Origin of the sequence: Citrobacter sp. FDAARGOS_156 (assembly GCF_001559235.2) — a bacterium.
Classification (GTDB): Bacteria; Pseudomonadota; Gammaproteobacteria; order Enterobacterales; family Enterobacteriaceae; genus Citrobacter; species Citrobacter youngae.
Genome location: NZ_CP014030.2, coordinates 2,181,542 through 2,206,182, shown reverse-complemented (window position 1 = coordinate 2,206,182; position 24,641 = coordinate 2,181,542). Strand labels below are relative to the sequence as shown.

Here is a 24,641-nt window from a genome sequence, read left to right as displayed (position 1 = left end):
ACTGACTCAAAGCAGAGCCAGCAGGAAAACCAACTCGCCAAGTTCAATGGCCGCACCCAGCGTATCGCCGGTTTGCCCACCTAACGTGCGTTTTAATAACTGCCCAAGAATGAAGATCGCCACCAACGTAACGACCAGTGCTGCCACACCACGCATACCGGGAAGTAGTACGGCGGCAAGGATCGCCGCAAATCCCAACGTGACGCAGGTTTGACGCCCGGAGACTTTGCCGATAAAGACATTGCCCAGCCCTTCTTCGCGCGCGTAACGATGTCGATACATCAGCAAAACAGCACAGCCCCGCCCGGCGACACAAGCCGCAGCAAGCGCCGCCAACATCGGTGTGCCACGCAAAGCCAGTTCGCTCACTACCAGCACTTTTGCCAGCAACACGAAAATTAGCGCCAGTCCGCCGTGGGTTCCCAGCCGGCTGTCGCGCATGATCTCCAGCATCCGTTCGCGTCGACGGGCAGAGAAAATACCGTCACAGGTATCCGCCAGGCCATCAAGATGAAAACCGCCGGTCAGCAGCGCCAGGGTCAACACTGCAAACAGCGCCGCCAGTGGGATACCGCACCAGGCCTGTAGCGCCATAAAGACCAGCCCCGTAAGCCCGCCCAGCACCACGCCAATCAGCGGGAACATCACAATGCCACGTGAATAGTGCTCGAAATCCAGTCCTTGCGACCAGCGAGCAGGAACGGGCAAGCGACTGATAAAAGAGAGCATTGCCCAGAACAACTTACTCATTTAATTTTGACTCCAATTCCTGATACCACCAGCCAGACCTCATCGGCTGCTGCCGCCAGTCGCTGATTCACGCGTCCTGCAATATCGCGAAAATGCCGTGCCAGACGGTTCTCCGGAACAATCCCCATTCCCACTTCGTTGGTCACCAGCACAACCTTTGCCGGGCAGCGCTGACAGGCAGCAATCAGCGAACGGATCTCATCCTCGATCGACTGCTCCATCGCCGCGTAATCCCAGCTATCCGGGTCACTGTCACCGCCCAGTGCAAACAGCAGATTGGTCACCATCGTGGTAATGCACTCCAGCAAAATGGCTTCCTGCGGATCGTTTTCTGCCGTTATCAGTTCATCGAGATGTTGCCAGCGTTCAGCTGTACGCCAGTGCGCAGGGCGTCCATCGCGATGATGCTGAATTCGCGCCGCCATCTCCTTATCAAAGATCTGCGAAGTCGCGATATACAAAACGTTTGGAGAATCCGCGATCAGCGCTTCCGCATGTCGACTCTTGCCGCTACGCGCACCGCCGGTAACCAGAATCATCATACGGGCTCCCGGTGTTGCTGCATGATGGTATAAATTTTCTCAATATCGATGTGTTGCCGCATCGCATCCGCCAGCAGATCAAACTGCTGCGATTTATATTGCGCGTAATGGAAGGTGGAATCCAGCGGTGCTAACCCTTTACGTACGCGCAGGCCATTAACCAGCGCCCGGGTAAATTCATCGCTGTCGAACAGACCGTGAAGATAAGTACCAAACGCCAGGCCATCCGGCGTAACCGCGCCGTCAGCCACATTGCCTCCGTCTTTGCGCAGCGTCATCACCGACCGGCATTCTTCGGTTAACGTCGTTTCGCCCATATGGATTTCGTAACCACGAACGGATAACCCCGCCGCGCCCGCCAGCCAGTCAGGCAGCGAGGAGGACATTTTTCCCTCAACCAGAGTGGTGGTTTTGTGCTGGGCAAAATGGGTGACGGTATTGAGCAAGCCCAGACCCGGCAGCGTGCCAAGCCCTGACTCCACTTCATCGATGATCGTATCGCCGAGCATTTGATAGCCGCCGCAAATCCCCACCACCGGCACGTTATTACGATGCAATTGCACGACGCCGTGCGCCATTCCACTCTCACGCAGCCACACAAGATCGCCCAGCGTATTTTTGCTGCCGGGCAGAATCACCAGATCGGCCCCCGCCAGTTCTTCAGGCTGGCGCACATAGCGCACGCGCACATCCGGCTGTGCAGCAAGCGCATTGAAATCAGTAAAGTTAGAAATGTGCGGGATTTGCACAACGGCGATGTCGATGTCGCGTTTATCAGTGCGCAAATATTTGCCCTTTTGCAGCGCAACGCCATCTTCATCTTCCAGATCCACATCCAGCCATGGCATGACGCCCAGTACCGGCACCCCGGTCAGCGCTTCAATTTGCTCAATACCGGAATACAGCAGCGCCACATCGCCGCGAAATTTATTGATGATCACCCCTTTGACCCTGGCGCGTTCATGATCGTGCAATAGCGCCAGCGTGCCGTAAATGGAGGCAAACACCCCGCCACGGTCGATATCCGCCACCAAAATCACAGGACATTGCGCCATTTCAGCCATGCCCATATTGACGATATCGCGATCGCGCAGGTTAATCTCGGCCGGGCTTCCCGCCCCCTCCAGCACCAGCACATCGAACTCTTGCGCCAGACTGTTATAAACTGACAGGATTTGATCCCGCAGACGCGGTTTGTACTCGTGGTAACTGACCGCATCCATATCGGTTGCCACTTTGCCCATCAGCACAACCTGCGCTTTACGGTCGCTGGTCGGTTTAAGCAGCACCGGATTCATACGCACATCTGGCGTAATGCCGGCGGCCTCAGCCTGAAAAATTTGCGCGCGGCCCATCTCTTTGCCCTCTGGCGTAATACCAGAGTTCAGCGCCATGTTTTGCGATTTGAACGGCGCGGTACGCAGCCCATCCTGATAAAAAATTCGACACAGCCCGGCGACCAACACGCTTTTACCCACATCAGATGCCGTTCCCTGCAACATTATCGCCTGCGTCATGACGCCTCCTTCAGTGCGTTCTCTCGCATACAACTAAAAAATTCAGCCTCTGTTTTACACAGCGGGAAGCCCAGCTCGGTGTGCAATTTCACCAGCCATGGCTGAGTTAACCCGGCTTGTTCAATAAGATCGGTACGGGCGAACACGTCACCCGGCGTACCGTGCGTCAGCACTTCTCCGCGACGTAAAACATACACCGCATCGCTGACTTCATAGATGAGATCAATATCATGGCTGGAAATAACCACATGATTTCCTTGCGCCACAATGCGTTTGATAATCTCGATCATCTGCGTACGCCCTGATGGGTCGAGACCGGCTGTGGGTTCATCCAGTAACAGATACTGCGCTTGCAGCACCAGCGCCCCGGCAATCGCCACGCGTTTTTTTTGCCCGTGACTTAAGCACTGAATCGGCTGATGGCGAAAATGCTGGGCGTCGACCAGCGTCAAGGCATCGTCCACCCGACGGGCAATTTCAGCCTCGTCCACGCCAAGATTACGTAGGCTAAACGCGATGTCACTGTCGATGTCGGTATAAAAGATTTGCTGATCGGGGTCCTGAAATACCGTTGCCACCTGCTGACGTAGCGCCAGCAGGCCGCGCTTGCTGTAATCCAGTGGTTTTCCTTGCCACATCACCGCCCCCTGTTGTGGGCGCAGTAAACCGCTCAGGTTCATAAACAGCGTGGACTTCCCACAGCCATTGGCCCCCACCAGTCCGGTGACGGCATGTTGAGAAAAGTCCAGCGTTAGCCCTTTGAGAATCGGGTCATCCTGGTAGCGAAACCAAAGCGCTGAGGTGGCAAGCATACTTTTCCTTACAGGTGAAAATCACCCTGATACAGTTTGATATCCAGTGTGGTGGTCATTTGCTGATAACGGATCAACACGCGGGTAAACAATAATCCCACCAGCATCGCCAGGGAGCGATAGCCTAATGGCAAGCTACGATAACCAAAACGCAGCGTTTGTGCGCGATGAATGGCGAGTGCCTCGTCTAACAGGATAAAAATAAAGCGCCAGGTCAGCAGAATCAGCTCGGTCATCAGTCGTGGGACATGTGCACGTTTGAGCAGGATAATTAACTGCGGAAACGGTAAATTCAGCACCAGCCAGAACGTTGCCGCCAGTGCAGCCAGGCTGCGCCAGAAGGTTTCATTTGCGGTGACAAGTCCTGGGGCGCTAACGCCCAACCAGTAGCTGCCAACGGGAATGCTGGCCAGCAAAGTCTGCGGATCGCGGCTAAAACTAAACAGGATGGTCACCACGCCGATCGTCAGAAATCCAAACGGTAACGCCATCCAGCGACACCAGCGCCAGAAAGAAACCCGCAGCAGCCAGCAACTGAGCGCCGCTATCAGCAACATCTCGATACCCTGCCCCAGCGGGGGCAGAGTAAAGGCCAGAATCATCATCATTAGCCAGAGCAGAAATTTCCGCACCGGTGAGACATGAAACCAGCGGCTTTGATAGCTAAGCCTGTCAAGCCCGGTCATCACGACGTTGCCTGCCCTTGGTATAACCCAATATGTAGAAAATTACGGCTGCGCCCAGCGATCCCTGGAGCGTAAACAGCAGGCTTTCAATCTCACCGCTTGCCGGTTCATATAACGGCTGGAACCACGGCTCATAATGCGGGGCAATAGCCTGAATCTGACTCTCCGCCTCACCGTCCGAGCCGCCGTATTCACCACCGTGATTGATAAAGAACGGCAGGATCACCAGCGCCACTACCATGCCCAATATAATCAGCGTCTTTTTCATCGTTAATGTCCTTGTGCGGTTATTAACTGGCGTTTGGTTAGCTGATCGTAAATCAGCACGGTGAGTAACCCTTCCGCAATCGCGATGGGGATCTGCGTCAGACAGAAAATTCCCATGAACTTAATGATTGAACCGGTAGCGCCAGCAGACGGATCCGGGAACGCCACGCCCAGTTGCACTGAGGTGACGAAATAGGTAACAAGATCCGCCAGCATCGCGCACAAGAAGACGCAAACATCACGGCGGAACCCCGCGCGACAGGCCAACTTCCACACCATATACCCAACAACCGGGCCGATTACCGCCATCGACATACCGTTAGCGCCAAGCGTCGTCAAACCACCGTGCGCCAGCAGCAGAGCCTGGAACAGCAAAACGATTGCCCCGAGGATGGCCACTACGCCTGGTCCAAACAGGATAACCGCCAGGCCTACGCCGGTAGGGTGTGAACAACTTCCGGTAACGGAAGGAATTTTCAGCGCCGACAGCACAAAAATAAAGGCGCCGCACAGTGCCAGTAAAACTTTCTGGTGATTATCTTCCTGCACGATTTGGCGCAGGCGCACCAGCCCGTACCACAGGCAGGGTAAAAACAGCAGCCACCATGCCAGCGCCCACATCGGTGGCAAAAAGCCTTCCATAATGTGCATCGCGAACGCTTGCTCAGGAACAATCATCAGTAATAGCGCCGCTGCCAACCCGCTGAAAGACAGCTGTTTTAGCTGTTGTTCAAGCTTCATTGTGCATACTCCCACTGTTTGTTGACCAGAATGGTCGAGAAATAAGGCAGCGGCTGATCGTCGCTCACCTCGTCGAGATGGCGCCAGCACTGCTCGCCCGGCAGCGTGGCTTCAGACATCATCAGTGCACAGTCCAACAAGCCTTCTTGTTGCAGCAGCGCTTTGATGCGCGCAAAACGACCGTACACTTTCATCAGCACCAGGCTGTCATGCTGCTTTAACGCCTGCTGAATTTCAGCTTCCGGCGCGGTACAGGAGACCACTGCCAGCGATTGTTGCTCCATGGCGAGCGGAGTTTTCGAACGCGCGGCAATCGCAGCGAAAGAGGTCACGCCCGGGACGATTTCTAACCAGTCAGGCGAACCAATACGCTGCAGTAAAAAGACCCAGGTGCTGAACAGCATGGCGTCGCCGAGGGTAATAAAACCTACCTGTTTACCCGCTTCCACTTCCTGTACCAACGCAGCAGCGACCTCATCCCAGACGGCCTCTTTTTCAGCACTGTCGGCACTCATCGGGAAATGGCAGCAGCGAACCTCGGTCTGCTCACCGATATACTCCCGCACAATCGACAACGCCAGACTATCGCCACCTTTACGCCCGGCTGGCGCATAAAGAATATCCAGCGCCCCAAGCGTGCGTGCTGCGCGCACGGTTATCAGATCGGCAGCACCAGGCCCGGTGCTCAGTGCATACAATTTGCCACTCATGCTGCTTCCTCCAACGCTACGTTCAGCGCTTGCTGTAAATGGGCGACGAACATGGCACGAACCGCCGGATTCTCACCCAGACCGCTGAGCCATGGCGTAGCTGGAATGCCTGCTGCGTTAAACAACGTTTTCCACGAATCCTCTTCATCGGAGGCCATATCATTGATAGCGTGGTCGCCTGCAACCAGCATTAGCGGCATTAGATGAACCGCCGTCACGCCTTCCTGACCTAAGCTTTCGATCAGCACCTCAACTTCCGGGTAGCTTTCCACTGCACCTACGCGAGCCGGGAAGCGCTGCGCCGTCATCATGTGGTCAAGACAGGCATAGGCAGCAAAGGCGTGATGGCTGGCCCCGTGCCCCATAAAGACCACTTTTTCATTTTCGCCAAGCGCCGGCATCTGCTGTTGCAGCGCCAGCATCAGCTGTGCGTAATCTTCAACGCTGCTCAGTAGTGGTACACCCAGCGTCAGGCGAGAAAACAGCGGGCGCATACTTTGTACTTCGCGGACAATTTTTTCGTATTCGTCGCCGTTGATGATGTGCAGCGACTGAATCGCGACATCCTGATACCCCTGCTCCGCCAGCTTTTGCAGCGCCTGCAGCGGCGTGTCGATTTCAATGCCGTCACGCTGCTTGAGCTTGCGGATAATCATCCCTGAGGTAAACGCCCGGAACAGGTCGCGGTCAGGGCAACTGGCTGCAAGATCGCGCTCACAGGCCACAATATTCTTCTCGCAGGTGTCGTGATAGCTGGTGCCAAAGCTGACCACCAGAAGCGCCTTTTTCATCTCTAACTCCTTAAGCCGCGGCCAGCCAGCGCGTTAAACGCGCCGCAAAGGCAGCCTGACTTCCCAGTAATTCTTCTCCCGTCACCAACGGTGCCGGGCGTGTAATCACGATGCAGGGGATACCGGCATCCAGACAGGGTTGCACTTTTTCCTGATAACCCCCTTCCGCGCCTGATGCCTTAGTGATCACCACATCAGCCTGACACTGGCGATAAAACGCAGCGTTGAACTCGGCGCTAAACGGTCCGCACAGCGCAAAGATCTCACCGACGCCAAATCCCAGGTCCGCGCATTGCTGAATGACTTCGGGTACAGGCAGGACGCGCGCCAGCAACGTTTTTTCAGGCAACTCTTCGCGCCAGGTGGCCAGATCTTTACTGCCGGTCGTCAGCAGCACGCGGTCACCGAAGCGCCGCGCAACCTCGCTGGCTTGCTGAATGCTCTGTACGGTATACAGGTGCGGGTGGGTTAAACCGCTTAACTGTTCAGGGCGCTGATAGCGACTCAGCAGTACGCCCGCCGCTTCGCAGGCATTCATGATGTTGCGGCTCACTACCTCGGCGTAAGGATGCGAGGCATCGATCACCCAGCGCGTCCGATTTTCCTGAAGCCAGGCAATCATTTGCTCACGTTCCAGACGCCCGCAGCGCACCTGACCTTTGATGTCTCCCGCCAGCTGCTTTCCCGTCGGGGTCGCAACTGACAGGGTGTAGGCCACGTTTGCCGCATCCAGTTGCTGGCACAGCATGCGCGCGTCGCTGGTGCCGCCCATGACCAGCACATCACCATAATTCACAGCACATAACCTCGTGGCGTGATCATCAGGCCGTCCTGTACATAGGTTGTTTTATTGCCCACGATCACCAGACTGGTCATATCCACCGGTTCAAAATCCATATCACCGAGCGTGGTCAGCCATTTTTCCTGCTTTTTACGTCCGGCTGACTTCACAATACCAACCGGCGTTTGTGCGCTCTTGCTGGCAGATAACAGCTCAAATGCGCGCGCCAGATGTCCTTCGCGACCCCGGCTGCGTGGGTTGTAGAAACAGATAACGAAGTCAGCTTCACCGGCAGCAATAATGCGTTTTTCGATAACCGGCCATGGCGTTAACAGATCGCTTAAGCTGATGTGGCAGAAGTCGTGCATTAGCGGCGCACCCAGCAAAGAAGCGGCGGCAATACTTGCGGTCATGCCAGGTATCAACCGGACCTCAACGTCCAGCTTTTGCTTGCTGACCAGTTCGAGCACCAGCCCGGCCATACCGTAAATCCCAGCGTCACCGCTGCTGATCAACGCCACGTTGTGACCCGCCTGCGCCAGTTCGATCGCTGCCTGACAGCGTTCAATCTCTTTGCACATCCCGGTTTTGATCACCTGCTTGTCGCCTGTGAACGCTTTTACCAGATGGGTGTAGGTTTTATAACCCACGATGATTTCCGCTGCCTGCAATGCTTCAACGGCTTCCATGGTCATCATTGCCTGCGAGCCAGGGCCAATTCCAATTACGCTTAACATCAGTGTGAAACTCCCAAAGTGATCGTGACGCCCTGTTCTCGCAGGGTCTCGCCTAACAGTTGTCCGTGGCTCAGCAGCCAGGCTGCAGGACCGGAAACGCTTCCTGTACCCACCGTTTTGCGAACAAACGATGAGGCCGGAAAACGGTGTTCATGCTCACGCAGCGCGTCAGCGGTAAAGGTTTCGAAAGGCACGCGGCAACAGGAGGCCAACTGGATAAGCCCTTGTTCGTCTTTTTTCAGCGTGATGCTGCCAATGGCTTTTAACGCCAGCGGGTCGAAGCGCTGTGCTTCGAGTTGACGTGCCAGTAGCGCTGCTAACAGTGGAAACGGCGTATCCCGACGACAGCCAATTCCGGCAACCACTCGCTGCGGTACCAGCTTCCAGTGCACAACTGGCAGCTCAGGCAGATTGTTGCGCAAGGTAATACAAATCAGCGCATCCAGTTCAGGAAGCTGATTGAGGTCGGTCACCGTGATAAATCCACGGCGGTCGCAATGGCTGACGTCCTGTGCCAGTTCGTCGTCCCACCACAGACCAACCCGTTTGTTGCTGACCAGCATCTGGTTAACAATTTTGACCGCCGAGCGGAAATCATTCATACGGGCATTTAACTGAAACGCCAGCGTGTCCAGCGCCGCCATATCGTTAACATCCGTCGCGGTGGTAATGACCGGGTCGGCCCCCAGCATCCCCGCCAGATAACGCGCCAGAGCATTAGCTCCTCCCGCATGACCGGAGAGCAGGCTAATGACATGCTGGGCACGTTCATCAATGACCACCACTGCCGGATCGCAAAATTTGTCGTTGACCAGCGGGGCCAGCACGCGCACCGCAATGCCGGTCGCCCCGATAAAAATCAGCGCCGAGTAATTCGCAAACGCTTCGCGGGCGGTATTAGCAAAGCCGTTTTCGAAGGGAATAAACCCCTCCTCCAGCAGCTTTTCACTGGTAAAACAGGTTACCGGCAGCATCGCCGCCAGACGTTTAGCAAGCACAACGCCGCCGGGGGTCAGGCAAAATAGCGCAAGTGATTCAGGCTTTACGGTATTCATGGCTAAAATCCGCCGCATAGAGTTTGGAGTAGTGATACTCCGAGCCCAGGAAATTACCGACCAGAATGAGCGCCGTTTTACGGATCCCTGCGTCGCGAACTTTGTCGCCAATATCTGCCAGGGTACCGCGCACGGTCTGACTTTCCGGCCAGGTTGCCTTGTAGATCACCGCCACTGGCGTGGCCGCCGGGTAACCGCCTTCAATCAGACGCTCAGCAACCCGGTGGATACGTTGGACGGAAAGATAAATCGCCATCGATGTCTGGTGACTGGCAAACGACTCCAGTTGTTCACGTTCCGGTACCGGCGTGCGACCTTCCAGACGGGTAATGATCAAACTCTGCGAAACTTCCGGTACGGTATACTCGACGCCCAACTCCGCAGCCGCGCCCAGGAATGCGCTAACGCCAGGCACCACCTGCCAGTCGATCCCGCGTTTAGTCAACTCTTCGCCTTGCTCACGCACGGAGCCATATAAGGAAACATCACCGGTTTGCAAACGCACGACGGTTTTACCGGCTTTCACACCCGCTTCCATCAGATCAAGGATCTGCTCCAGATGCAGTTCGGCGCTGTCATGACATTCCGCTCCGGCCGGGCAATATTCCAGTAATTCAGTGTTAATCAGCGATCCGGCATAGATAACTACCTGTGCCTGCTGGAGCAACCGGTACCCTTTGAGGGTAATCAGCTCGCGATCGCCAGGACCTGCGCCAACAAACCACACACTACGGGGATCAAAAATCTCAGACATGGGTTCCTTCCTTCTGACAGGCGATAACAAATACGGGGTTATTCGGTTTGAAATAGTGACCACTACCCAGCGTGGTAAGTGAGGAAACCTGCAGTTGCAGGCAATCCACACCCTGTACGCCAGGACGGTCCAGATGAGCCAGCGCGGTGTTGAGGTTTTCCTGAAGGATAAATGTCATCACCAACCGCCCTGCGGGATGCAATTGACGCATTGACCAGTCAATCAGTTCGGTCAGATGGCCGCCGCTGCCGCCCATAAAAATGGCATCGGCTTTTTCCGCGATAGTCATCGGCGCGATACCTGGAAAAATGTCGATATTTGCGCAGGCAAAATGCTGACGGTTTTCGTCCAGCAGCCTGAGCGCATCCGGATTACGCTCAATTGCCGTCACGCGTAATCCTGGGTATTGCAGCGCGGCTTCTATCGACACGCTGCCGGTTCCGGCACCAATATCAATCAGGTGACTGGCGCGGTGTAATTCAAGTTTTGAGAGGGCAAGTGCGCGTACCGCTTCTTTGGTCATCGGCACTTTCTCTCCACGTAGAAAAAGCTCATCTTTCATCGAGTATCACCACTGCATTCATGTCATAGTCGGCTGTAATTTTGCTCACAGGCAGGCAGTGGATACGCTCATTGTCCATCGCCAGGTTTTCGCCAATCACCATCCAGCGATGTCCTTTGCCTCTGGCAACCAACTGCTGTGCAATTTCACGCGGACCACACAGCGCGTCGGTCACCATCGCAACCTTGTTATGTCGCGCCAGTTCATCAAAACAGACACTGCGACCATGGCTACTGGTGAGCCACATGTCGTTCATATCAATACCAGCTTGCGCACACAGATACTGCACCGCGCTAATGCCGGGAATAATGCGCACATTTTCAATACCAAAATGCGCCACCATCCGCGTGCCAATGCCGTAGAACAGCGGGTCGCCGGATGCCAGCACCACCACGTTTTGCGCCTGATGTTCGCCTATCCAGTTCAATAGCTCCGGAATATTGGCGCCAAGAGCAAACCGCTCACCGGCAAAATCCGGGAACTGCTGCAGATGTCGCTTGCCACCGATCAGCACATCGGCCATTGCAACCGCATCGCGCGCCACCGGCGTCATCAAATGCAACCCTGCGGGCCCCATCCCTACAACGGTTAACATTGCATCTCCTCAGCGATCTCGGCGATCGGGCGATTGCTCCCCAGCACCTGGTTATCAAAAGAGAACATGATGGCGTCGCAGGTCGGGGGATTTTTGGTAAAACGCAACGTTTGCAGGACGCGCATACAGATGCGCCTGGCCAGATGGTCATAAATGTGCTGGAAACCATACGCTTCGATGTGTTCCATCGCCGCCTCGGTGGTATCGCAGTCGCTGACCAGCGTCAGTAGTTCCAACGGCGCGCCAAGTAATGCGAGGTGAGCCACCAGCGTTTCCATGCGGGCATCAGCGATATGACTGTGGGTATGGAAGATCCCTGCCGCGATTTTGATAAGTTTGCCGGGGTGGCCGACCAGCACGATCTGGCGGAATCCCAGGCGTACCGCTTCTTCAATCATGTAACCGACAAAGTTGCTCATAGTGACCACAACCTGTGTGTCGATCCCCATTTGCTCACGCACAAAACGTTCGCCGTGATTACCCGGTACCAGTACTACGCGATCCAGCCCTGCCGCGCGTTTGATCTCCAGCTCCAGCGATAGCGAACGTTTCCAGCTCTCTTCTGACATCGGCGTAACAATGCCCGTGGTACCAATGATCGAAATACCGCCCAGAATCCCCAGCCGCGAGTTGTAGGTTTTTTGCGCCCGTTCTTCACCTTCAGGCGCAAAAATCTCAATTTTTGCCCCGCGATTTGGTCCAATCGCTTCACGTACTGCGGACTCAATGGTCTGACGAGGTGTCCGGTTAATCGCCGAACTGCCCACCGGCAAACCAATCCCTTTACGGGTCACCGTACCGACACCTTCACCGCCCTGTAAGACGATCTCTTTGCTATCGTCTAACGTCACGCGGGCAAAGATCAGCATCCCATGCGTGGCGTCCACATCATCGCCACCATCTTTGCGGATGGCGGCAATCGCCTGCTGCCCTTCGATATGCGGTGACTCCACGTTCAGGCATAACGTCACCCCGGAAGGCGTCACAATGGAAACCTGATGGATCAGATGCTGGCGCAGCACCATCAACGCAGCGACTTTTGCCGCCGCCGTCGCACACGATCCCGTGGTGTATCCTTTACGCAGCGCTTTACCGTTGTGCCACACTGGCGTGTCGAAGGACTGGTCGCTCATCGCACCCCCTGCATGTGATAAAGCATGGCGTTGACGATAGCGGCGGCGACGTTACTGCCACCTTTGCGACCTAATGCGACAATGGCGGGCAGATGACTTTGTGTCAGTGCGTCCTTCGACTCCGCCGCGCCAACAAATCCTACCGGTACGCCAACCACACCGCTGACAGGTGCATCATGTTCCAGCAGTCGGAACAACGCGGTTGGCGCATTGCCAAAGACAAACAGTTTTTCGCCCTCTTCCTTCACGGCAATGTCGACTGCAGCCATTGAACGAGTGATCCCCTGTTCTTTTGCTGCCCGCACCACACGTGGGTCGCTGATGTAACAGCGGCATTCGCCACCGAATTTTGCCAGCAGGTTTTTGTTGATCCCGGAAAGCGCCATCGTGGTATCGGTATAAATCACGCTCGGACGACTCAATGCAGCGCAAAACTGTTCCAGCACATCGCTGGAAAACCACAGAATGTCCAGCCAGTCGAAATCCGCGGTGGTGTGGATCACCCGCTTGATGATGGCTTCATGCAACGGACTGGCAAACTGATAGTCCGGGCGGGTTTCACTGATAATCTCGCCAATGATGTCGAAACTTTTGGCCTCAATTGCTTGAGGCTGCTGGATATAGTGCATTTTGTTGTCCTCAGGCGACACCGAGCCACAGCCAGCGCAGCGCAATAAAAAGCGCCAGTGCCAGGGTCGATGCTACCCACATCAATCGAATCGTTTGGGAAATGTCGTCTACAGAAATGTCTCGTTGTTGATCGCCAATCCACGGTTTTTCAACGCGCTCGCCGAAGTAGTCATTGGGCCCTCCCAGGCGAATACCTAATGCGCCGGCCACAGCAGCTTCCGACCATGCGCAGTTTGGACTGCTATGGTTGTAGCGATCACGCCAGCCAAGCTGCAAAGCGCGTACGCCGTCCTGGCGGCATAAAAACGCCGCCACACCCAGCAACAGCCAGCTCAGTCTTGCCGGAATAAAGTTAGCGACATCGTCCAGACGGGCGCTGACCATGCCGATAGCACGGTACTTTTCATGTTTGTACCCCACCATTGAATCGAGGGTATTCACCGCTTTGTAGGCCATCGCCAGCGGCGCACCGCCCAGTAAGAGGAAGAACAACGGCGCGATGATGCCGTCAACGGTGTTTTCCGCCACGGTTTCCACCACGGCGCGGTTGATCTGTTTTGGTTGCAGCTGTGAGGTATCACGTCCCACAATCCAGGAGAGTTTTTCCCGGCTTTCGGCAAGATTATTGGCACGCAATGGACGCTCTACATCCAGCGCAGCATTTGCCAGACAACGCCCCGCCAGCACGGTAAAGATCATCCACACCTCTACGCCCCATCCCAGCCACGGGTGAATGGAATTCGCCAGTGTCAACACCCCCCAGGAAACGCCCCATGTCACACCAACCACCACGAGCCACATCACGGCACCGCCGATTCTCAGCGTGCTATCACTATGGCAATAACGCCGAATGACGCGCTGGATTGCGGAGATAAGGTTGCCGATCCAGCGCACCGGATGCGGCCAGTTCTGCGGATCACCAATGATAAAATCCAGCAGCCAGGCAACGCACCACGCAAGGATCGTCATAGCGCGCTCCTCGCGGCTGTCAGCCAGTGGCTAAGCATCTGCGGACGTTGAGCAAAATGAACGTGCAGATAACTGGCGAAGGTGTTTCCGACCTGCCAGCCGCCGGACCAGGCTTGCAGCGTTTTGCCATCACGCACCTTGCGGCAATTCATCACCGCCGGGGTTTCAGGGGTAAAGTCGGAATAGTGGAATTCATGCCCGCGCAGGACTTCACCGGCCGTTGCCAGCAATGTTTGCTGTGTGGCTTGTGCCTCGCAGTAGCCAAACCGGGTCAGCCGTTTGCCCATTTTGCTGTGCCCAGGAATGATATCCGCCATTAGCCAGCAATCGCCGTTGCTGTCCTCCAGCGAGCTACCGAGATACATCAACCCTCCGCACTCTGCATAAATAGCGACGCCACGCTGATGCGCCGCTCGCAGTTGCTCCAGCATGGTGACATTACGGGCCAGGGCCGCAGCATGCAGTTCCGGATATCCGCCGCCTAACCAAATCATCTGACAGTCTGGTAAACAGGTATCATGCAGCGGGCTAAAACGAACAATATTGAGGCCCGTACGCGCCAGTAATGTAATGTTATCCGGATAATAAAAGTTGAACGCCTCGTCATCAGCAATGGCCAGCGTTAGCCCTACCCCTGCGTCTGCTGCCGGTAGCGCGGGCCATTCGCCAACAGGAAGGGTGTTTAACTGGCTTAATGCCAACAACGCGTCGATATCCAGCGTCTGTTCCAGCGTCGCGGCAAAATCCTGCCACGGCTGCTGGTTGATAACTGACTCACGAGCGGTAACTAAACCCAGATGACGTTCAGGAAGCGCGACGCCCTCCATGCGGGGAACGTAGCCTAATACAGGCACGGAGCAGTAACGCTCAATGGCAACTTTGAGTAGCTGGTAATGTGTTTCGCTGTTGACCCGATTAACAATCACGCCTGCAATGTTCAGACTGGGATCAAAATGCTGGAATCCCATCACCGTGGCGGCTATCGAAGTGGAAACCGCCTTACCATCAACCAGCAAGATGACCGGGCAACCTAACTGTTTCGCCATCGCCGCAGTACTGCAGTAATCAGGGTCTGTACCATAGCCGTCATATAACCCCATAACGCCTTCGATAACGGCAATATCCGCGTGCTGCATCTGCTCGCAAAATAAGGCATTCAGTGTAGAGGTGGGTAGCATGAAGCTATCAAGATTACGGGAAGCCGTGCCGCACACCGCGGTGTGCCAGCCAGTATCAAGGTAATCAGGACCGACTTTGCATGGCTGGACGCGTAAACCGCGCTTTTTCATCAGGCTCAACAGGCCCAGCGTCACCGTGGTTTTGCCACAGCCGCTACCGGTACCTGCAAGAACAAATGCGTGAAAACTGGCCGCCATACCCTGATCCTGTTCAGGGTGGTAGGGGTGTATAGATACCCAGTCTCTCGACTGTATGCATCTGCGCAACCCACTTCCCACCGAAGTTGTTGGTAGTCACCGACAGGCAGGTCTTCTGGCTTAGCGTCGTCCTCGCCCGTCCTTCCCAATCTTGCGATCAGTGGTCTATACGGGGTCGTCAGCATCACAGCAGCGGGGGCTGCGGGGGATTCTCACCCCCTTCCCTACCACAAATGTGGCAAACCTGTCAGTTCAAGAGCCGATTTAATTTGGCTCTGTGTCTTGAGGCAAATTCACGACCTCATGACAATAATTCAATTTAATATCTTGCCGGGTACATTCAACCAATGTTATGGCCTCAACCCGTTTATTCATATGTTCATTTTTTGAATGAAAGCGTCATTAAAGAATAAAGAAAGTCTTTCACACAGACACTGTATCTCATCACAAAAATAAAAACTGGTGCAGTTTATCCCTCAAATACTATTATTTTGTTGCGCTATGACAATTTATTGACTGCTGTAGTTATTTTTCATTTTATAATGACTGACATAGCGTACGATATCAAAAATCGGCAATAGCAAATTATTGCTATTTAAGCTGTCTCTTCAGATGAGGTGACATTTATTTGCTGACGGAAAGCCTGCGGCGTAACCTGGTACGTTTGACGGAATACTTTGCAAAAATAACTGGTTTGTGAAAAGCCTAAATTTCGCGCAATACTGGCGATGCTCCAGTCGCTATGACAAAGCAACTCTTTGGCACTCGCCATTCGCTGTTGATTTACCCATGCGTTAAACCCTATCCCCTGATATTTTTTGAACAATTTGCTGAAATAGTAAGGACTGAGATAAACGTGAGAGGCAACATCTTCCAGACGCAGCTCGTCTGATAAATGCGCATCAATATAGCGCAAGGCTTTCTTCATTTTACTGTCATGCGGATTGGTACTGCGGTTAGCGCGTACCGGTTCTGACTGCTGCGGATTGTCTTTGATTACGACGAAATTCAGTTGTTTTTTAAGACAGTTTTCTACAATGAGCTTTAGCAAATCCGCGGAAGCAATAACCCGCGAATAGTCCATTTCCGGTACATTACGAAATTCACTCACCAGTTCGGGATCGGCTTGCCAACGGTCGTCCACGTTCAGAATATCCACCAGCCCCACGTCATTGCTTAGGCGCACCTGGCCACATAAGACAAACCCGACCAGATGTCCCGCAATGACCAGCGGAATGGAGAAGTCGGTAAGTCCGGCATGGCAGCGATAAATGCAGGGTTGATCGGATTTTGAAGCTTCCAGTCCCCCACAGCGATCGCTCATACGACATCGTGTACTATGCTGAGGATGCTGGCGCATCAACTGGCAAAAAGGAGTGAAATTAAAAAGCTCAGAAATTTCATCACCGTGAATATTGACAACCACAACAGCCAGACTGGTGGCCTGCGCAAAATCCTGTGCGATTTTATTAATGAGTTCTGAGTTCAGGGCACTCGCAGAAATCATGATAAAACCTCTCAGTTAATTTATTGTTATAAATAAAACACATTATTTACATCTGCTTTTCATCTCGCTATCCAGAGCAATGATAAAAGGCGTATTCGAACATAACAAAAGTCTCCCATTCTTGGGAGACTTTTTAAGCGGTTCAGGAAACCTGATCACGAAAACAGTTATTACATTTCAAAAATAAACATTTTCCGTGAAGCTAACGCTCATTTTCCTCCAGCTTACAGCTATTACACGGTAAGTTTTTGCCAATAAAGTAACGATAAATTGCTGCCCCCGCACAAGCGCCAATGATAGGTGCCACGATCGGGACAATAAAGTAAGGAATATCACGCCCCCCAGTCATCGCGACATCCCCCCAGCCCGCCATCCATGCGAACAATTTTGGCCCAAAATCACGAGCCGGATTCATGGCAAATCCGGTAAGCGGTCCGGTCGATGCCCCAAGAACGGCAACCAGAATACCGATCAGTAGTGGTGCCAACGGCCCCCGGGGAATCCCATTGCCATCATCGGTGAGCGCCATGATCATCCCCATCAGAATGGAGGTAATCACAACTTCCACCAGTGCAGCCTGCCAGACGCTGAGTGCAGCGGCAGGATAAGTGCTAAATATGCTGGCAAGCTGCAAACTTTCGAGGCTACCCCGCACCATGTGGTGGGCGGTTTCATACTCGATAAACAAACTGCCATACAACAAATAGGCGAGCAGAGCGCCACCAAAGGCACCAGCCACCTGAGCAATGGAGTACGGCAACACTTTACGACCTGGAAAACAAGCAAACAACCACAGTGCGATGGTGATAGCGGGATTGAGATGTGCACCTGAGATCCCTGCTGTCAGATAAACTGCCAGAGAGATCCCCAGTCCCCATATAATGCAGATCTCCCATAACCCTAAACTGGCACCGGCTACTTTCAGGGCGCTCAGGCATCCAATGCCAAAAAACAAAAACAACCCGGTACCCAAAAACTCGGCAATGCATTGCGCTTTTAGTGAATCGTTCATTGTGACACCTTCTAAGCAGAGTTCGTGTCTTTACCAGCGGACTCCTTGCTGGCAAGTAGAATACTTCGAGGCTTACTATAAAAAGCCATGTCGGCAAATTGTTGGCAATCTGCGGGCGGTATGACTTTAAAAATCGTGTTGCGATAGCAAATTCTTGCCATCACTTTTATTAAACAAAGCCAGATGACGGGGAATTTCTCTATTATTTGTACATTTTAGAAATAATAAAATATTGCCAATAGCATAATCTTGTTTTCAGATAACCGTCACAAATTCATTTTCCCCGCATAGCAAATGATATTTCACCTGTCACGTTCAAAAGTGTAAATATGGAATTAACATAACCAAATAATCACATCAACAAATCTAAAAATAATCAATAAAATCAACATAATAAAATAATTAACAGCAATTTTATATCACCAGTTCCTCACTATTTTTTCTCTCATACATTCAAGTCAGCCATTCTTTTTCCTCGCTTCTTTTTATAGTCATGAAAATCGGGACAACCCAGGCGAGGTCTTTATGCAACAAGAAGCGTTAGGAATGGTAGAAACCAAAGGCTTAACTGCAGCCATAGAGGCCGCAGATGCAATGGTGAAGTCAGCCAATGTAATGCTGGTCGGCTACGAAAAAATTGGTTCGGGACTGGTAACAGTCATTGTCCGCGGTGATGTCGGCGCGGTTAAAGCAGCAACAGATGCCGGTGCCGCCGCGGCCCGTAACGTGGGAGAAGTGAAAGCCGTACACGTCATTCCACGTCCTCATACCGATGTCGAAAAAATCTTACCGAAGGGAATTAGCTAATGAGCAGCAATGAGCTGGTTGAACAGATCATGGCGCAGGTGATTGCTCGCGTGGCGACGCCGGAACAGCAGGCTATCCCTGAAAATAATCCTCCAACACGAGAAACGGCTATGGCAGAGAAGAGCTGCAGTTTAACGGAATTTGTCGGTACTGCGATTGGCGACACCGTCGGCCTGGTGATCGCCAACGTAGATAGCGCCTTACTGGACGCGATGAAACTTGAAAAGCGTTATCGCTCCATTGGCATCCTTGGCGCACGTACTGGTGCGGGTCCACACATCATGGCTGCTGATGAAGCGGTGAAAGCCACAAATACTGAAGTCGTCAGCATCGAGTTGCCGCGTGATACCAAAGGCGGCGCTGGTCATGGTTCGCTAATAATTCTCGGCGGTAACGACGTTTCTGACGTGAAGCGCGGGATTGAAGTTGCGCTGAAAGAGCTGGATCGCACCTTTGGCGACGTTTATGCCAACGAAGCCGGTCACATCGAGATGCAATACACCGCACGCGCCAGCTACGCGCTGGAAAAAGCCTTTGGCGCACCGATTGGTCGTGCCTGTGGCGTCATCGTCGGCGCACCCGCATCCGTAGGTGTCCTGATGGCCGATACGGCGCTGAAATCCGCCAATGTTGAAGTGGTGGCCTACAGCTCCCCCGCCCATGGCACCAGTTTCAGCAACGAAGCCATTTTGGTCATTTCCGGTGACTCAGGGGCCGTGCGTCAGGCTGTTATCTCAGCCCGTGAAATCGGTAAAACCGTGCTGGCGACCCTCGGCTCAGAACCCAAAAACGACCGTCCGTCCTATATCTGATATCAGTGAGGCTGATTCATGAGATCGAAAAGATTTGAAGCACTGGCGAAACGCCCTGTGAATCAGGACGGCTTCGTTAAGGAGTGGATCGAAGAAGGCTTCATTGCGATGGAAAGCCCGAACGACCCTAAGCCGTCGATTAAAATCGTCAACGGGATGGTCACTGAACTGGACGGCAAATCCGCCAGTGAATTTGATCTGATTGACCACTTCATCGCGCGCTACGGCATTAACCTGGCTCGCGCTGAAGAGGTGATGGCGATGGACTCGGTTAAACTCGCCAATATGCTTTGCGACCCCAACGTCAAGCGTATGGACATTGTTCCTCTGACCACGGCAATGACGCCAGCGAAAATTGTGGAAGTGGTTTCGCACATGAACGTCGTTGAGATGATGATGGCCATGCAGAAAATGCGTGCCCGCCGTACCCCATCTCAACAAGCGCACGTGACTAACGTCAAAGATAACCCGGTACAGATTGCCGCCGATGCTGCAGAGGGTGCCTGGCGTGGCTTTGATGAGCAGGAAACGACCGTTGCTGTTGCACGTTACGCGCCGTTTAACGCGATTGCACTGCTGGTAGGTTCGCAGGTTGGACGCCCAGGTGTGTTAACTCAGTGTTCTCTGGAAGAAGCCACCGAGCTGAAACTCGGTATGTTAGGTCATACCTGTTATGCGGAAACGATCTCCGTCTACGGTACTGAACCCGTCTTTACCGACGGCGACGATACGCCATGGTCAAAAGGTTTTCTGGCCTCTTCTTACGCTTCACGCGGCCTGAAAATGCGCTTCACGTCTGGCTCCGGTTCAGAAGTTCAGATGGGCTACGCCGAAGGCAAATCGATGCTTTATCTGGAAGCGCGCTGCATTTACATCACCAAGGCAGCTGGCGTTCAGGGTTTGCAAAACGGTTCAGTAAGTTGCATTGGCGTACCTTCAGCCGTGCCATCGGGTATTCGCGCGGTGCTGGCAGAAAACCTGATCTGCTCGTCACTGGATCTGGAGTGTGCCTCCAGTAATGACCAGACCTTTACCCACTCCGATATGCGTCGTACTGCTCGTCTGCTGATGCAATTCTTGCCGGGTACAGATTTCATTTCATCTGGTTATTCCGCTGTTCCGAACTACGACAACATGTTCGCCGGTTCCAACGAGGATGCCGAAGATTTTGACGATTACAACGTCATCCAGCGCGATCTGAAAGTCGACGGTGGTCTGCGTCCGGTGCGAGAAGAAGACGTTATCGCCATTCGCAATAAAGCAGCTCGCGCACTGCAGGCCGTATTCGCCGGGATGGGATTACCGCCAATCACCGACGAAGAAGTCGAGGCCGCGACCTACGCCCACGGTTCAAAAGATATGCCAGAGCGTAACATCGTTGAAGACATCAAATTTGCGCAAGAGATCATCAATAAAAACCGTAACGGTCTGGAAGTGGTGAAAGCTCTTGCTCAGGGCGGGTTTACCGATGTCGCTCAGGACATGCTCAACATCCAGAAAGCCAAGTTAACCGGGGATTATCTGCATACCTCCGCCATTATCGTTGGCGACGGACAGGTGCTGTCCGCAGTAAATGACGTCAATGACTATGCCGGTCCGGCAACAGGTTATCGCCTGCAAGGCGAACGCTGGGAAGAGATCAAAAACATCCCTGGCGCACTAGATCCCAACGAACTTGGCTAAGGGGTGAAAAATGGAAATCAATGAAAAGCTGCTGCGCCAGATAATTGAAGACGTACTGTCTGAAATGCAAACCAGCGACAAACCTGTCTCATTCCGCTCAACGACAGCGGCTAGCGCACCACAGGCTGCAGCGGTACAAGGCGACAGTTTTCTGACTGAGATTGGCGAAGCCAAACAGGGCCAGCAGCAGGATGAAGTGATTATTGCCGTAGGGCCAGCGTTTGGTCTGTCGCAAACCGTCAATATCGTCGGTATACCGCACAAAAATATCTTACGCGAAGTGATTGCCGGTATTGAAGAAGAAGGCATTAAAGCGCGCGTTATCCGCTGCTTTAAATCCTCTGATGTGGCGTTTGTTGCCGTGGAAGGTAACCGCCTGAGTGGCTCCGGGATCTCTATCGGCATCCAGTCAAAAGGCACCACGGTTATTCATCAGCAGGGATTACCGCCGCTTTCTAACCTGGAGCTGTTCCCTCAGGCACCGCTTCTGACGCTGGAAACCTACCGTCAGATCGGTAAAAACGCCGCGCGTTATGCCAAGCGTGAATCTCCGCAACCGGTCCCTACGCTGAATGACCAGATGGCTCGTCCTAAGTACCAGGCGAAATCAGCCATTCTGCACATTAAAGAGACCAAATACGTCGTGACGGGCAAAAACCCGCAGGAACTGCGCGTGGCGCTTTGATAAAGGATAACTCCATGAATACCGACGCAATTGAATCGATGGTTCGGGATGTGCTGAGCCGGATGAACAGCCTGCAGGGAGAGTCCGCAACTCCGACCACGGCGAGTTCATCAGCTCATACCGCGAAAGTCTCGGACTACCCTCTCGCGAATAAACATCCTGAGTGGGTAAAAACCGCAACCAACAAAACCCTGGATGACTTCACGCTCGAAAATGTTCTGAGCAACAAAGTGACGGCGCAAGACATGCGCATCACCCCTGAAACGCTGCGCCTCCAGGCGGAAATCGCCAAGGATGCCGGACGTGACAGGCTGGCGATGAACTTCGAGCGCGCCGCTGAGCTAACCGCCGTACCTGACGACCGTATTCTTGAGATCTACAACGCGCTGCGCCCGTACCGCTCAACGAAAGACGAGCTGATGGCCATCGCCGACGATCTCGAAAATCGTTATCAGGCAAAGATCTGCGCAGCTTTCGTTCGTGAAGCGGCAGCGCTGTACGTTGAGCGTAAAAAACTCAAAGGCGACGACTAACTCAGGGACAGGATCATGCGATATATAGCTGGCATTGACATAGGCAACTCATCCACGGAAGTCGCTCTGGCTACCCTGGATGAGTCTGGCGCACTGAGCATCACCAGCAGTGCGCTGGCGGAAACCACCGGGATTAAGGGCACATTGCGTAATGTGTTTGGCATTCAGGAGGCGCTTACGCTGGCGGCTAAAAACGCCGGAATCAATGTCAGCGATATTGCGCTCATCCGTATTAACGAAGCCACTCCGGTCATTGGCGACGTGGCGATGGAAACGATCACCGAAACCATCATCACTGAGTCCACTATGATCGGTCATAACCCTAAAACGCCAGGCGGCGTCGGGTTAGGCGTCGGCATCACGATTACGCCGGAAGACCTGCTTAGTCGTCCGGCGGATACGCCCTATATTCTGGTAGTGTCATCTGCATTTGATTTCGCCGATGTCGCCACGATGATAAATGCTTCCGTCCGCGCCGGGTACCAGTTAACTGGCGTTATTTTGCAGCAGGACGATGGCGTGTTGGTCAGCAATCGTCTGACTCATCCCCTGCCCATCGTCGATGAAGTACTTCATATCGACCGCATCCCATTGGGTATGCTGGCCGCTATTGAGGTCGCGGTTCCAGGCAAGGTTATCGAAACCCTTTCCAACCCGTACGGAATCGCGACTGTCTTTAGCCTTAGCGCAGAGGAGACCAAGAACATTGTCCCCATGGCCCGCGCACTGATTGGCAACCGCTCTGCGGTAGTGGTGAAAACGCCGTCAGGTGATGTGAAAGCTCGTGCAATACCTGCCGGAAACCTGGAACTGCAATCGCAAGGACGAACAGTACGCGTCGACGTCGCGGCAGGTGCCGACGCGATTATGAAAGCGGTTGGCGAATGCCCGAAACTGGATAACGTCACCGGAGAGGCGGGAACCAATATTGGCGGCATGCTGGAGCACGTACGCCAGACAATGGCTGAATTAACCAACAAACCCAGTCATGAAATCTTTATTCAGGATCTGTTGGCAGTTGATACTTCAGTCCCAGTCAGCGTGACCGGGGGACTTGCCGGCGAGTTTTCGTTGGAACAGGCCGTTGGTATTGCTTCTATGGTGAAATCAGATCGCCTGCAAATGGCGATGATTGCCCAGGAAATAACGCAAAAACTCAACATTGATGTGCAGGTTGGTGGTGCTGAAGCCGAAGCCGCTATTCTGGGTGCCTTAACCACACCGGGTACTACACGTCCACTGGCTATTCTGGATCTTGGGGCCGGATCTACTGACGCCTCTATCATCAACCCGAAAGGCGAAATTATTGCCACGCATCTGGCAGGGGCCGGCGATATGGTCACAATGATCATTGCCCGAGAACTGGGGATGGATGATCGTTATCTCGCTGAAGAGATTAAAAAATACCCGCTGGCGAAAGTTGAAAGCTTGTTCCATCTTCGCCACGAAGACGGCAGCGTCCAGTTCTTCCCCACTCCGCTCCCGCCAACGGTATTTGCCCGCGTGTGCGTGGTGAAACCCGATGAACTGGTGCCACTGCCGGGCGAACTGGCGCTGGAGAAAGTTCGCGCCATTCGCCGCAGCGCCAAGGAGCGCGTTTTCGTCACCAACGCGCTCAGAGCGCTACGTCAGGTAAGTCCGACCGGGAATATTCGGGACATTCCTTTTGTCGTGCTGGTTGGCGGTTCCTCGCTGGACTTCGAAGTTCCGCAACTGGTCACCGATGCACTGGCTCATTATCGCCTCGTTGCCGGGCGCGGCAACATTCGTGGCACCGAAGGTCCGCGCAATGCGGTTGCCACAGGGTTGATTCTCTCCTGGTACAAGGCATTCGCTCATGGAAAGTAATCTCACCACGCCAGCCATTGTTATCTTCACTACTACCGGCTGCGCTGAAGTCTGGAATGACGTGCTGCTGGGTATTGAGGAAGAAGGGATCCCCTTTGTGATTCAGGAGAGCCATTCAACTGACGTTATCCACAATGCATGGCTGGCTGCCTGCCAATCACCATTGCTGGTTGGCATTGGCTGCAGTCATGAAAAACTGGTCGTGCACTACAAAAACTTACCTACATCAGCGCCACTTTTTACGCTGACGTATCAACAAAATAGCCATGATCGCCGCAGCATTGGCAATAACGCTGCGCGGCTGGTTAAAGGCATTCCGTTCCGCGAATGCCACTCATAATCCACA

General features: G+C 53.7%; 28 protein-coding genes and 1 riboswitch. Of the genes, 7 read left to right on the top strand and 21 right to left on the bottom strand.

Annotation, left to right across the window (positions count from 1 at the left end):
* Positions 1 to 6 precede the first annotated feature (6 nt).
* The 21 genes from cobS to pduF form a co-directional block, all read right to left on the bottom strand.
* Positions 7 to 750 (bottom strand): adenosylcobinamide-GDP ribazoletransferase, encoded by a 744-nt coding sequence (gene cobS, locus AL515_RS10635; protein WP_061067722.1) that lies wholly within the window; start codon positions 748 to 750, stop codon positions 7 to 9.
* A complete protein-coding gene (cobU, locus tag AL515_RS10630; protein WP_048211976.1) occupies positions 747 to 1,292 on the bottom strand; it encodes a bifunctional adenosylcobinamide kinase/adenosylcobinamide-phosphate guanylyltransferase in 546 nt (181 codons plus the stop codon). Before cobU ends, cobS begins: the two co-directional genes overlap by 4 nt.
* The gene (locus AL515_RS10625) at positions 1,289 to 2,809 is read right to left on the bottom strand and encodes a cobyric acid synthase (RefSeq protein WP_061067721.1); all 1,521 of its coding nucleotides are present in this window, start codon (positions 2,807 to 2,809) and stop codon (positions 1,289 to 1,291) included. Before AL515_RS10625 ends, cobU begins: the two co-directional genes overlap by 4 nt.
* Positions 2,806 to 3,621, bottom strand: coding sequence for an energy-coupling factor ABC transporter ATP-binding protein (locus AL515_RS10620; RefSeq protein ID WP_061067720.1), 816 nt, complete (start codon positions 3,619 to 3,621; stop codon positions 2,806 to 2,808). The genes AL515_RS10625 and AL515_RS10620 overlap by 4 nt, the downstream gene beginning before the upstream one ends.
* An 8-nt stretch (positions 3,622 to 3,629) precedes the next feature.
* Positions 3,630 to 4,307 (bottom strand): energy-coupling factor ABC transporter transmembrane protein, encoded by a 678-nt coding sequence (locus tag AL515_RS10615; protein WP_061067719.1) that lies wholly within the window; start codon positions 4,305 to 4,307, stop codon positions 3,630 to 3,632.
* Positions 4,294 to 4,575, bottom strand: a complete 282-nt coding sequence (locus AL515_RS10610) for an energy-coupling factor ABC transporter substrate-binding protein (RefSeq protein WP_003030289.1) — start codon at positions 4,573 to 4,575, stop codon at positions 4,294 to 4,296. Before AL515_RS10610 ends, AL515_RS10615 begins: the two co-directional genes overlap by 14 nt.
* Positions 4,576 to 4,577: 2 nt before the next feature.
* Complete coding sequence (gene cbiM, locus AL515_RS10605; RefSeq protein ID WP_048211980.1) at positions 4,578 to 5,315, bottom strand: cobalt ECF transporter S component CbiM; 738 nt, start codon at positions 5,313 to 5,315, stop codon at positions 4,578 to 4,580.
* Entirely contained in the window at positions 5,312 to 6,025 is a 714-nt protein-coding gene (locus tag AL515_RS10600; RefSeq protein WP_005123035.1) for a cobalt-factor II C(20)-methyltransferase, read from the bottom strand. The genes cbiM and AL515_RS10600 overlap by 4 nt, the downstream gene beginning before the upstream one ends.
* Positions 6,022 to 6,816: a sirohydrochlorin cobaltochelatase gene (gene cbiK, locus AL515_RS10595; protein ID WP_048211981.1), complete on the bottom strand. Its 795-nt coding sequence runs from the start codon at positions 6,814 to 6,816 to the stop codon at positions 6,022 to 6,024. Before cbiK ends, AL515_RS10600 begins: the two co-directional genes overlap by 4 nt.
* A gap of 10 nt (positions 6,817 to 6,826) precedes the next feature.
* Positions 6,827 to 7,612, bottom strand: coding sequence for a cobalt-precorrin-6A reductase (locus tag AL515_RS10590; RefSeq protein ID WP_061067718.1), 786 nt, complete (start codon positions 7,610 to 7,612; stop codon positions 6,827 to 6,829).
* The gene (locus AL515_RS10585) at positions 7,609 to 8,334 is read right to left on the bottom strand and encodes a precorrin-3B C(17)-methyltransferase (RefSeq protein WP_048211983.1); all 726 of its coding nucleotides are present in this window, start codon (positions 8,332 to 8,334) and stop codon (positions 7,609 to 7,611) included. The genes AL515_RS10590 and AL515_RS10585 overlap by 4 nt, the downstream gene beginning before the upstream one ends.
* Positions 8,334 to 9,389 (bottom strand): cobalt-precorrin 5A hydrolase, encoded by a 1,056-nt coding sequence (gene cbiG, locus AL515_RS10580; protein WP_061067717.1) that lies wholly within the window; start codon positions 9,387 to 9,389, stop codon positions 8,334 to 8,336. Before cbiG ends, AL515_RS10585 begins: the two co-directional genes overlap by 1 nt.
* A complete protein-coding gene (locus tag AL515_RS10575) occupies positions 9,370 to 10,143 on the bottom strand; it encodes a cobalt-precorrin-4 methyltransferase (RefSeq protein WP_005123046.1) in 774 nt (257 codons plus the stop codon). The genes cbiG and AL515_RS10575 overlap by 20 nt, the downstream gene beginning before the upstream one ends.
* Entirely contained in the window at positions 10,136 to 10,705 is a 570-nt protein-coding gene (locus AL515_RS10570) for a decarboxylating cobalt-precorrin-6B (C(15))-methyltransferase (RefSeq protein ID WP_048211985.1), read from the bottom strand. The genes AL515_RS10575 and AL515_RS10570 overlap by 8 nt, the downstream gene beginning before the upstream one ends.
* Positions 10,695 to 11,300: a cobalt-precorrin-7 (C(5))-methyltransferase gene (locus tag AL515_RS10565; RefSeq protein WP_048211986.1), complete on the bottom strand. Its 606-nt coding sequence runs from the start codon at positions 11,298 to 11,300 to the stop codon at positions 10,695 to 10,697. Before AL515_RS10565 ends, AL515_RS10570 begins: the two co-directional genes overlap by 11 nt.
* The gene (gene cbiD, locus AL515_RS10560; RefSeq protein ID WP_048211987.1) at positions 11,294 to 12,433 is read right to left on the bottom strand and encodes a cobalt-precorrin-5B (C(1))-methyltransferase CbiD; all 1,140 of its coding nucleotides are present in this window, start codon (positions 12,431 to 12,433) and stop codon (positions 11,294 to 11,296) included. Before cbiD ends, AL515_RS10565 begins: the two co-directional genes overlap by 7 nt.
* Positions 12,430 to 13,062 carry a cobalt-precorrin-8 methylmutase gene (locus tag AL515_RS10555; RefSeq protein ID WP_061067716.1) on the bottom strand — a complete coding sequence of 211 codons (633 nt, stop codon included), beginning with the start codon at positions 13,060 to 13,062 and terminating at the stop codon, positions 12,430 to 12,432. The genes cbiD and AL515_RS10555 overlap by 4 nt, the downstream gene beginning before the upstream one ends.
* 10 nt (positions 13,063 to 13,072) lie before the next feature.
* Positions 13,073 to 14,032 carry an adenosylcobinamide-phosphate synthase CbiB gene (gene cbiB, locus AL515_RS10550; protein WP_061067715.1) on the bottom strand — a complete coding sequence of 320 codons (960 nt, stop codon included), beginning with the start codon at positions 14,030 to 14,032 and terminating at the stop codon, positions 13,073 to 13,075.
* Entirely contained in the window at positions 14,029 to 15,408 is a 1,380-nt protein-coding gene (locus tag AL515_RS10545; RefSeq protein ID WP_061067714.1) for a cobyrinate a,c-diamide synthase, read from the bottom strand. The genes cbiB and AL515_RS10545 overlap by 4 nt, the downstream gene beginning before the upstream one ends.
* Positions 15,409 to 15,496: 88 nt before the next feature.
* A riboswitch (cobalamin riboswitch) is annotated at positions 15,497 to 15,671 on the bottom strand.
* 332 nt (positions 15,672 to 16,003) lie between these two features.
* On the bottom strand, positions 16,004 to 16,915 hold the full coding sequence (gene pocR, locus AL515_RS10540) for a transcriptional regulator PocR (protein ID WP_048211991.1): 912 nt from the start codon (positions 16,913 to 16,915) through the stop codon (positions 16,004 to 16,006).
* A gap of 202 nt (positions 16,916 to 17,117) precedes the next feature.
* On the bottom strand, positions 17,118 to 17,927 hold the full coding sequence (pduF, locus tag AL515_RS10535; protein WP_048211992.1) for a propanediol diffusion facilitator PduF: 810 nt from the start codon (positions 17,925 to 17,927) through the stop codon (positions 17,118 to 17,120).
* 525 nt (positions 17,928 to 18,452) lie between these two features.
* Between pduF and pduA the strand changes: the two genes are divergently transcribed.
* The 7 genes from pduA to AL515_RS10500 are packed head-to-tail and all read left to right on the top strand — an operon-like array spanning position 18,453 to position 24,635.
* A complete protein-coding gene (gene pduA, locus AL515_RS10530) occupies positions 18,453 to 18,734 on the top strand; it encodes a propanediol utilization microcompartment protein PduA (RefSeq protein ID WP_003030255.1) in 282 nt (93 codons plus the stop codon).
* Entirely contained in the window at positions 18,734 to 19,546 is an 813-nt protein-coding gene (pduB, locus tag AL515_RS10525; protein WP_005128019.1) for a propanediol utilization microcompartment protein PduB, read from the top strand. Before pduA ends, pduB begins: the two co-directional genes overlap by 1 nt.
* Positions 19,547 to 19,564: 18 nt before the next feature.
* Positions 19,565 to 21,229: a propanediol dehydratase large subunit PduC gene (gene pduC / locus AL515_RS10520; protein ID WP_005128020.1), complete on the top strand. Its 1,665-nt coding sequence runs from the start codon at positions 19,565 to 19,567 to the stop codon at positions 21,227 to 21,229.
* 10 nt (positions 21,230 to 21,239) lie between these two features.
* Positions 21,240 to 21,914, top strand: coding sequence for a propanediol dehydratase medium subunit PduD (pduD, locus tag AL515_RS10515; protein ID WP_005128021.1), 675 nt, complete (start codon positions 21,240 to 21,242; stop codon positions 21,912 to 21,914).
* Between the two features lie 14 nt (positions 21,915 to 21,928).
* The gene (pduE, locus tag AL515_RS10510) at positions 21,929 to 22,447 is read left to right on the top strand and encodes a propanediol dehydratase small subunit PduE (RefSeq protein ID WP_048211994.1); all 519 of its coding nucleotides are present in this window, start codon (positions 21,929 to 21,931) and stop codon (positions 22,445 to 22,447) included.
* A gap of 15 nt (positions 22,448 to 22,462) precedes the next feature.
* The gene (locus AL515_RS10505; RefSeq protein ID WP_061067713.1) at positions 22,463 to 24,295 is read left to right on the top strand and encodes a diol dehydratase reactivase subunit alpha; all 1,833 of its coding nucleotides are present in this window, start codon (positions 22,463 to 22,465) and stop codon (positions 24,293 to 24,295) included.
* Positions 24,285 to 24,635 carry a glycerol dehydratase reactivase beta/small subunit family protein gene (locus tag AL515_RS10500; protein WP_048211996.1) on the top strand — a complete coding sequence of 117 codons (351 nt, stop codon included), beginning with the start codon at positions 24,285 to 24,287 and terminating at the stop codon, positions 24,633 to 24,635. Before AL515_RS10505 ends, AL515_RS10500 begins: the two co-directional genes overlap by 11 nt.
* Positions 24,636 to 24,641 lie beyond the last annotated feature (6 nt).

What these genes read in the sequence shown, in the direction of transcription:
- cobS (WP_061067722.1), bottom strand. Translation starts at nt 750, where the DNA reads ATGAGTAAGTTGTTCTGGGCAATGCTCTCTTTTATCAGTCGCTTGCCC.
- cobU (WP_048211976.1), bottom strand. Translation starts at nt 1,292, where the DNA reads ATGATGATTCTGGTTACCGGCGGTGCGCGTAGCGGCAAGAGTCGACAT.
- AL515_RS10625 (WP_061067721.1), bottom strand. Translation starts at nt 2,809, where the DNA reads ATGACGCAGGCGATAATGTTGCAGGGAACGGCATCTGATGTGGGTAAA.
- AL515_RS10620 (WP_061067720.1), bottom strand. Translation starts at nt 3,621, where the DNA reads ATGCTTGCCACCTCAGCGCTTTGGTTTCGCTACCAGGATGACCCGATT.
- AL515_RS10615 (WP_061067719.1), bottom strand. Translation starts at nt 4,307, where the DNA reads ATGACCGGGCTTGACAGGCTTAGCTATCAAAGCCGCTGGTTTCATGTC.
- AL515_RS10610 (WP_003030289.1), bottom strand. Translation starts at nt 4,575, where the DNA reads ATGAAAAAGACGCTGATTATATTGGGCATGGTAGTGGCGCTGGTGATC.
- cbiM (WP_048211980.1), bottom strand. Translation starts at nt 5,315, where the DNA reads ATGAAGCTTGAACAACAGCTAAAACAGCTGTCTTTCAGCGGGTTGGCA.
- AL515_RS10600 (WP_005123035.1), bottom strand. Translation starts at nt 6,025, where the DNA reads ATGAGTGGCAAATTGTATGCACTGAGCACCGGGCCTGGTGCTGCCGAT.
- cbiK (WP_048211981.1), bottom strand. Translation starts at nt 6,816, where the DNA reads ATGAAAAAGGCGCTTCTGGTGGTCAGCTTTGGCACCAGCTATCACGAC.
- AL515_RS10585 (WP_048211983.1), bottom strand. Translation starts at nt 8,334, where the DNA reads ATGTTAAGCGTAATTGGAATTGGCCCTGGCTCGCAGGCAATGATGACC.
- cbiG (WP_061067717.1), bottom strand. Translation starts at nt 9,389, where the DNA reads ATGAATACCGTAAAGCCTGAATCACTTGCGCTATTTTGCCTGACCCCC.
- AL515_RS10575 (WP_005123046.1), bottom strand. Translation starts at nt 10,143, where the DNA reads ATGTCTGAGATTTTTGATCCCCGTAGTGTGTGGTTTGTTGGCGCAGGT.
- AL515_RS10570 (WP_048211985.1), bottom strand. Translation starts at nt 10,705, where the DNA reads ATGAAAGATGAGCTTTTTCTACGTGGAGAGAAAGTGCCGATGACCAAA.
- AL515_RS10565 (WP_048211986.1), bottom strand. Translation starts at nt 11,300, where the DNA reads ATGTTAACCGTTGTAGGGATGGGGCCCGCAGGGTTGCATTTGATGACG.
- cbiD (WP_048211987.1), bottom strand. Translation starts at nt 12,433, where the DNA reads ATGAGCGACCAGTCCTTCGACACGCCAGTGTGGCACAACGGTAAAGCG.
- AL515_RS10555 (WP_061067716.1), bottom strand. Translation starts at nt 13,062, where the DNA reads ATGCACTATATCCAGCAGCCTCAAGCAATTGAGGCCAAAAGTTTCGAC.
- cbiB (WP_061067715.1), bottom strand. Translation starts at nt 14,032, where the DNA reads ATGACGATCCTTGCGTGGTGCGTTGCCTGGCTGCTGGATTTTATCATT.
- AL515_RS10545 (WP_061067714.1), bottom strand. Translation starts at nt 15,408, where the DNA reads ATGGCGGCCAGTTTTCACGCATTTGTTCTTGCAGGTACCGGTAGCGGC.
- pocR (WP_048211991.1), bottom strand. Translation starts at nt 16,915, where the DNA reads ATGATTTCTGCGAGTGCCCTGAACTCAGAACTCATTAATAAAATCGCA.
- pduF (WP_048211992.1), bottom strand. Translation starts at nt 17,927, where the DNA reads ATGAACGATTCACTAAAAGCGCAATGCATTGCCGAGTTTTTGGGTACC.
- pduA (WP_003030255.1), top strand. Translation starts at nt 18,453, where the DNA reads ATGCAACAAGAAGCGTTAGGAATGGTAGAAACCAAAGGCTTAACTGCA.
- pduB (WP_005128019.1), top strand. Translation starts at nt 18,734, where the DNA reads ATGAGCAGCAATGAGCTGGTTGAACAGATCATGGCGCAGGTGATTGCT.
- pduC (WP_005128020.1), top strand. Translation starts at nt 19,565, where the DNA reads ATGAGATCGAAAAGATTTGAAGCACTGGCGAAACGCCCTGTGAATCAG.
- pduD (WP_005128021.1), top strand. Translation starts at nt 21,240, where the DNA reads ATGGAAATCAATGAAAAGCTGCTGCGCCAGATAATTGAAGACGTACTG.
- pduE (WP_048211994.1), top strand. Translation starts at nt 21,929, where the DNA reads ATGAATACCGACGCAATTGAATCGATGGTTCGGGATGTGCTGAGCCGG.
- AL515_RS10505 (WP_061067713.1), top strand. Translation starts at nt 22,463, where the DNA reads ATGCGATATATAGCTGGCATTGACATAGGCAACTCATCCACGGAAGTC.
- AL515_RS10500 (WP_048211996.1), top strand. Translation starts at nt 24,285, where the DNA reads ATGGAAAGTAATCTCACCACGCCAGCCATTGTTATCTTCACTACTACC.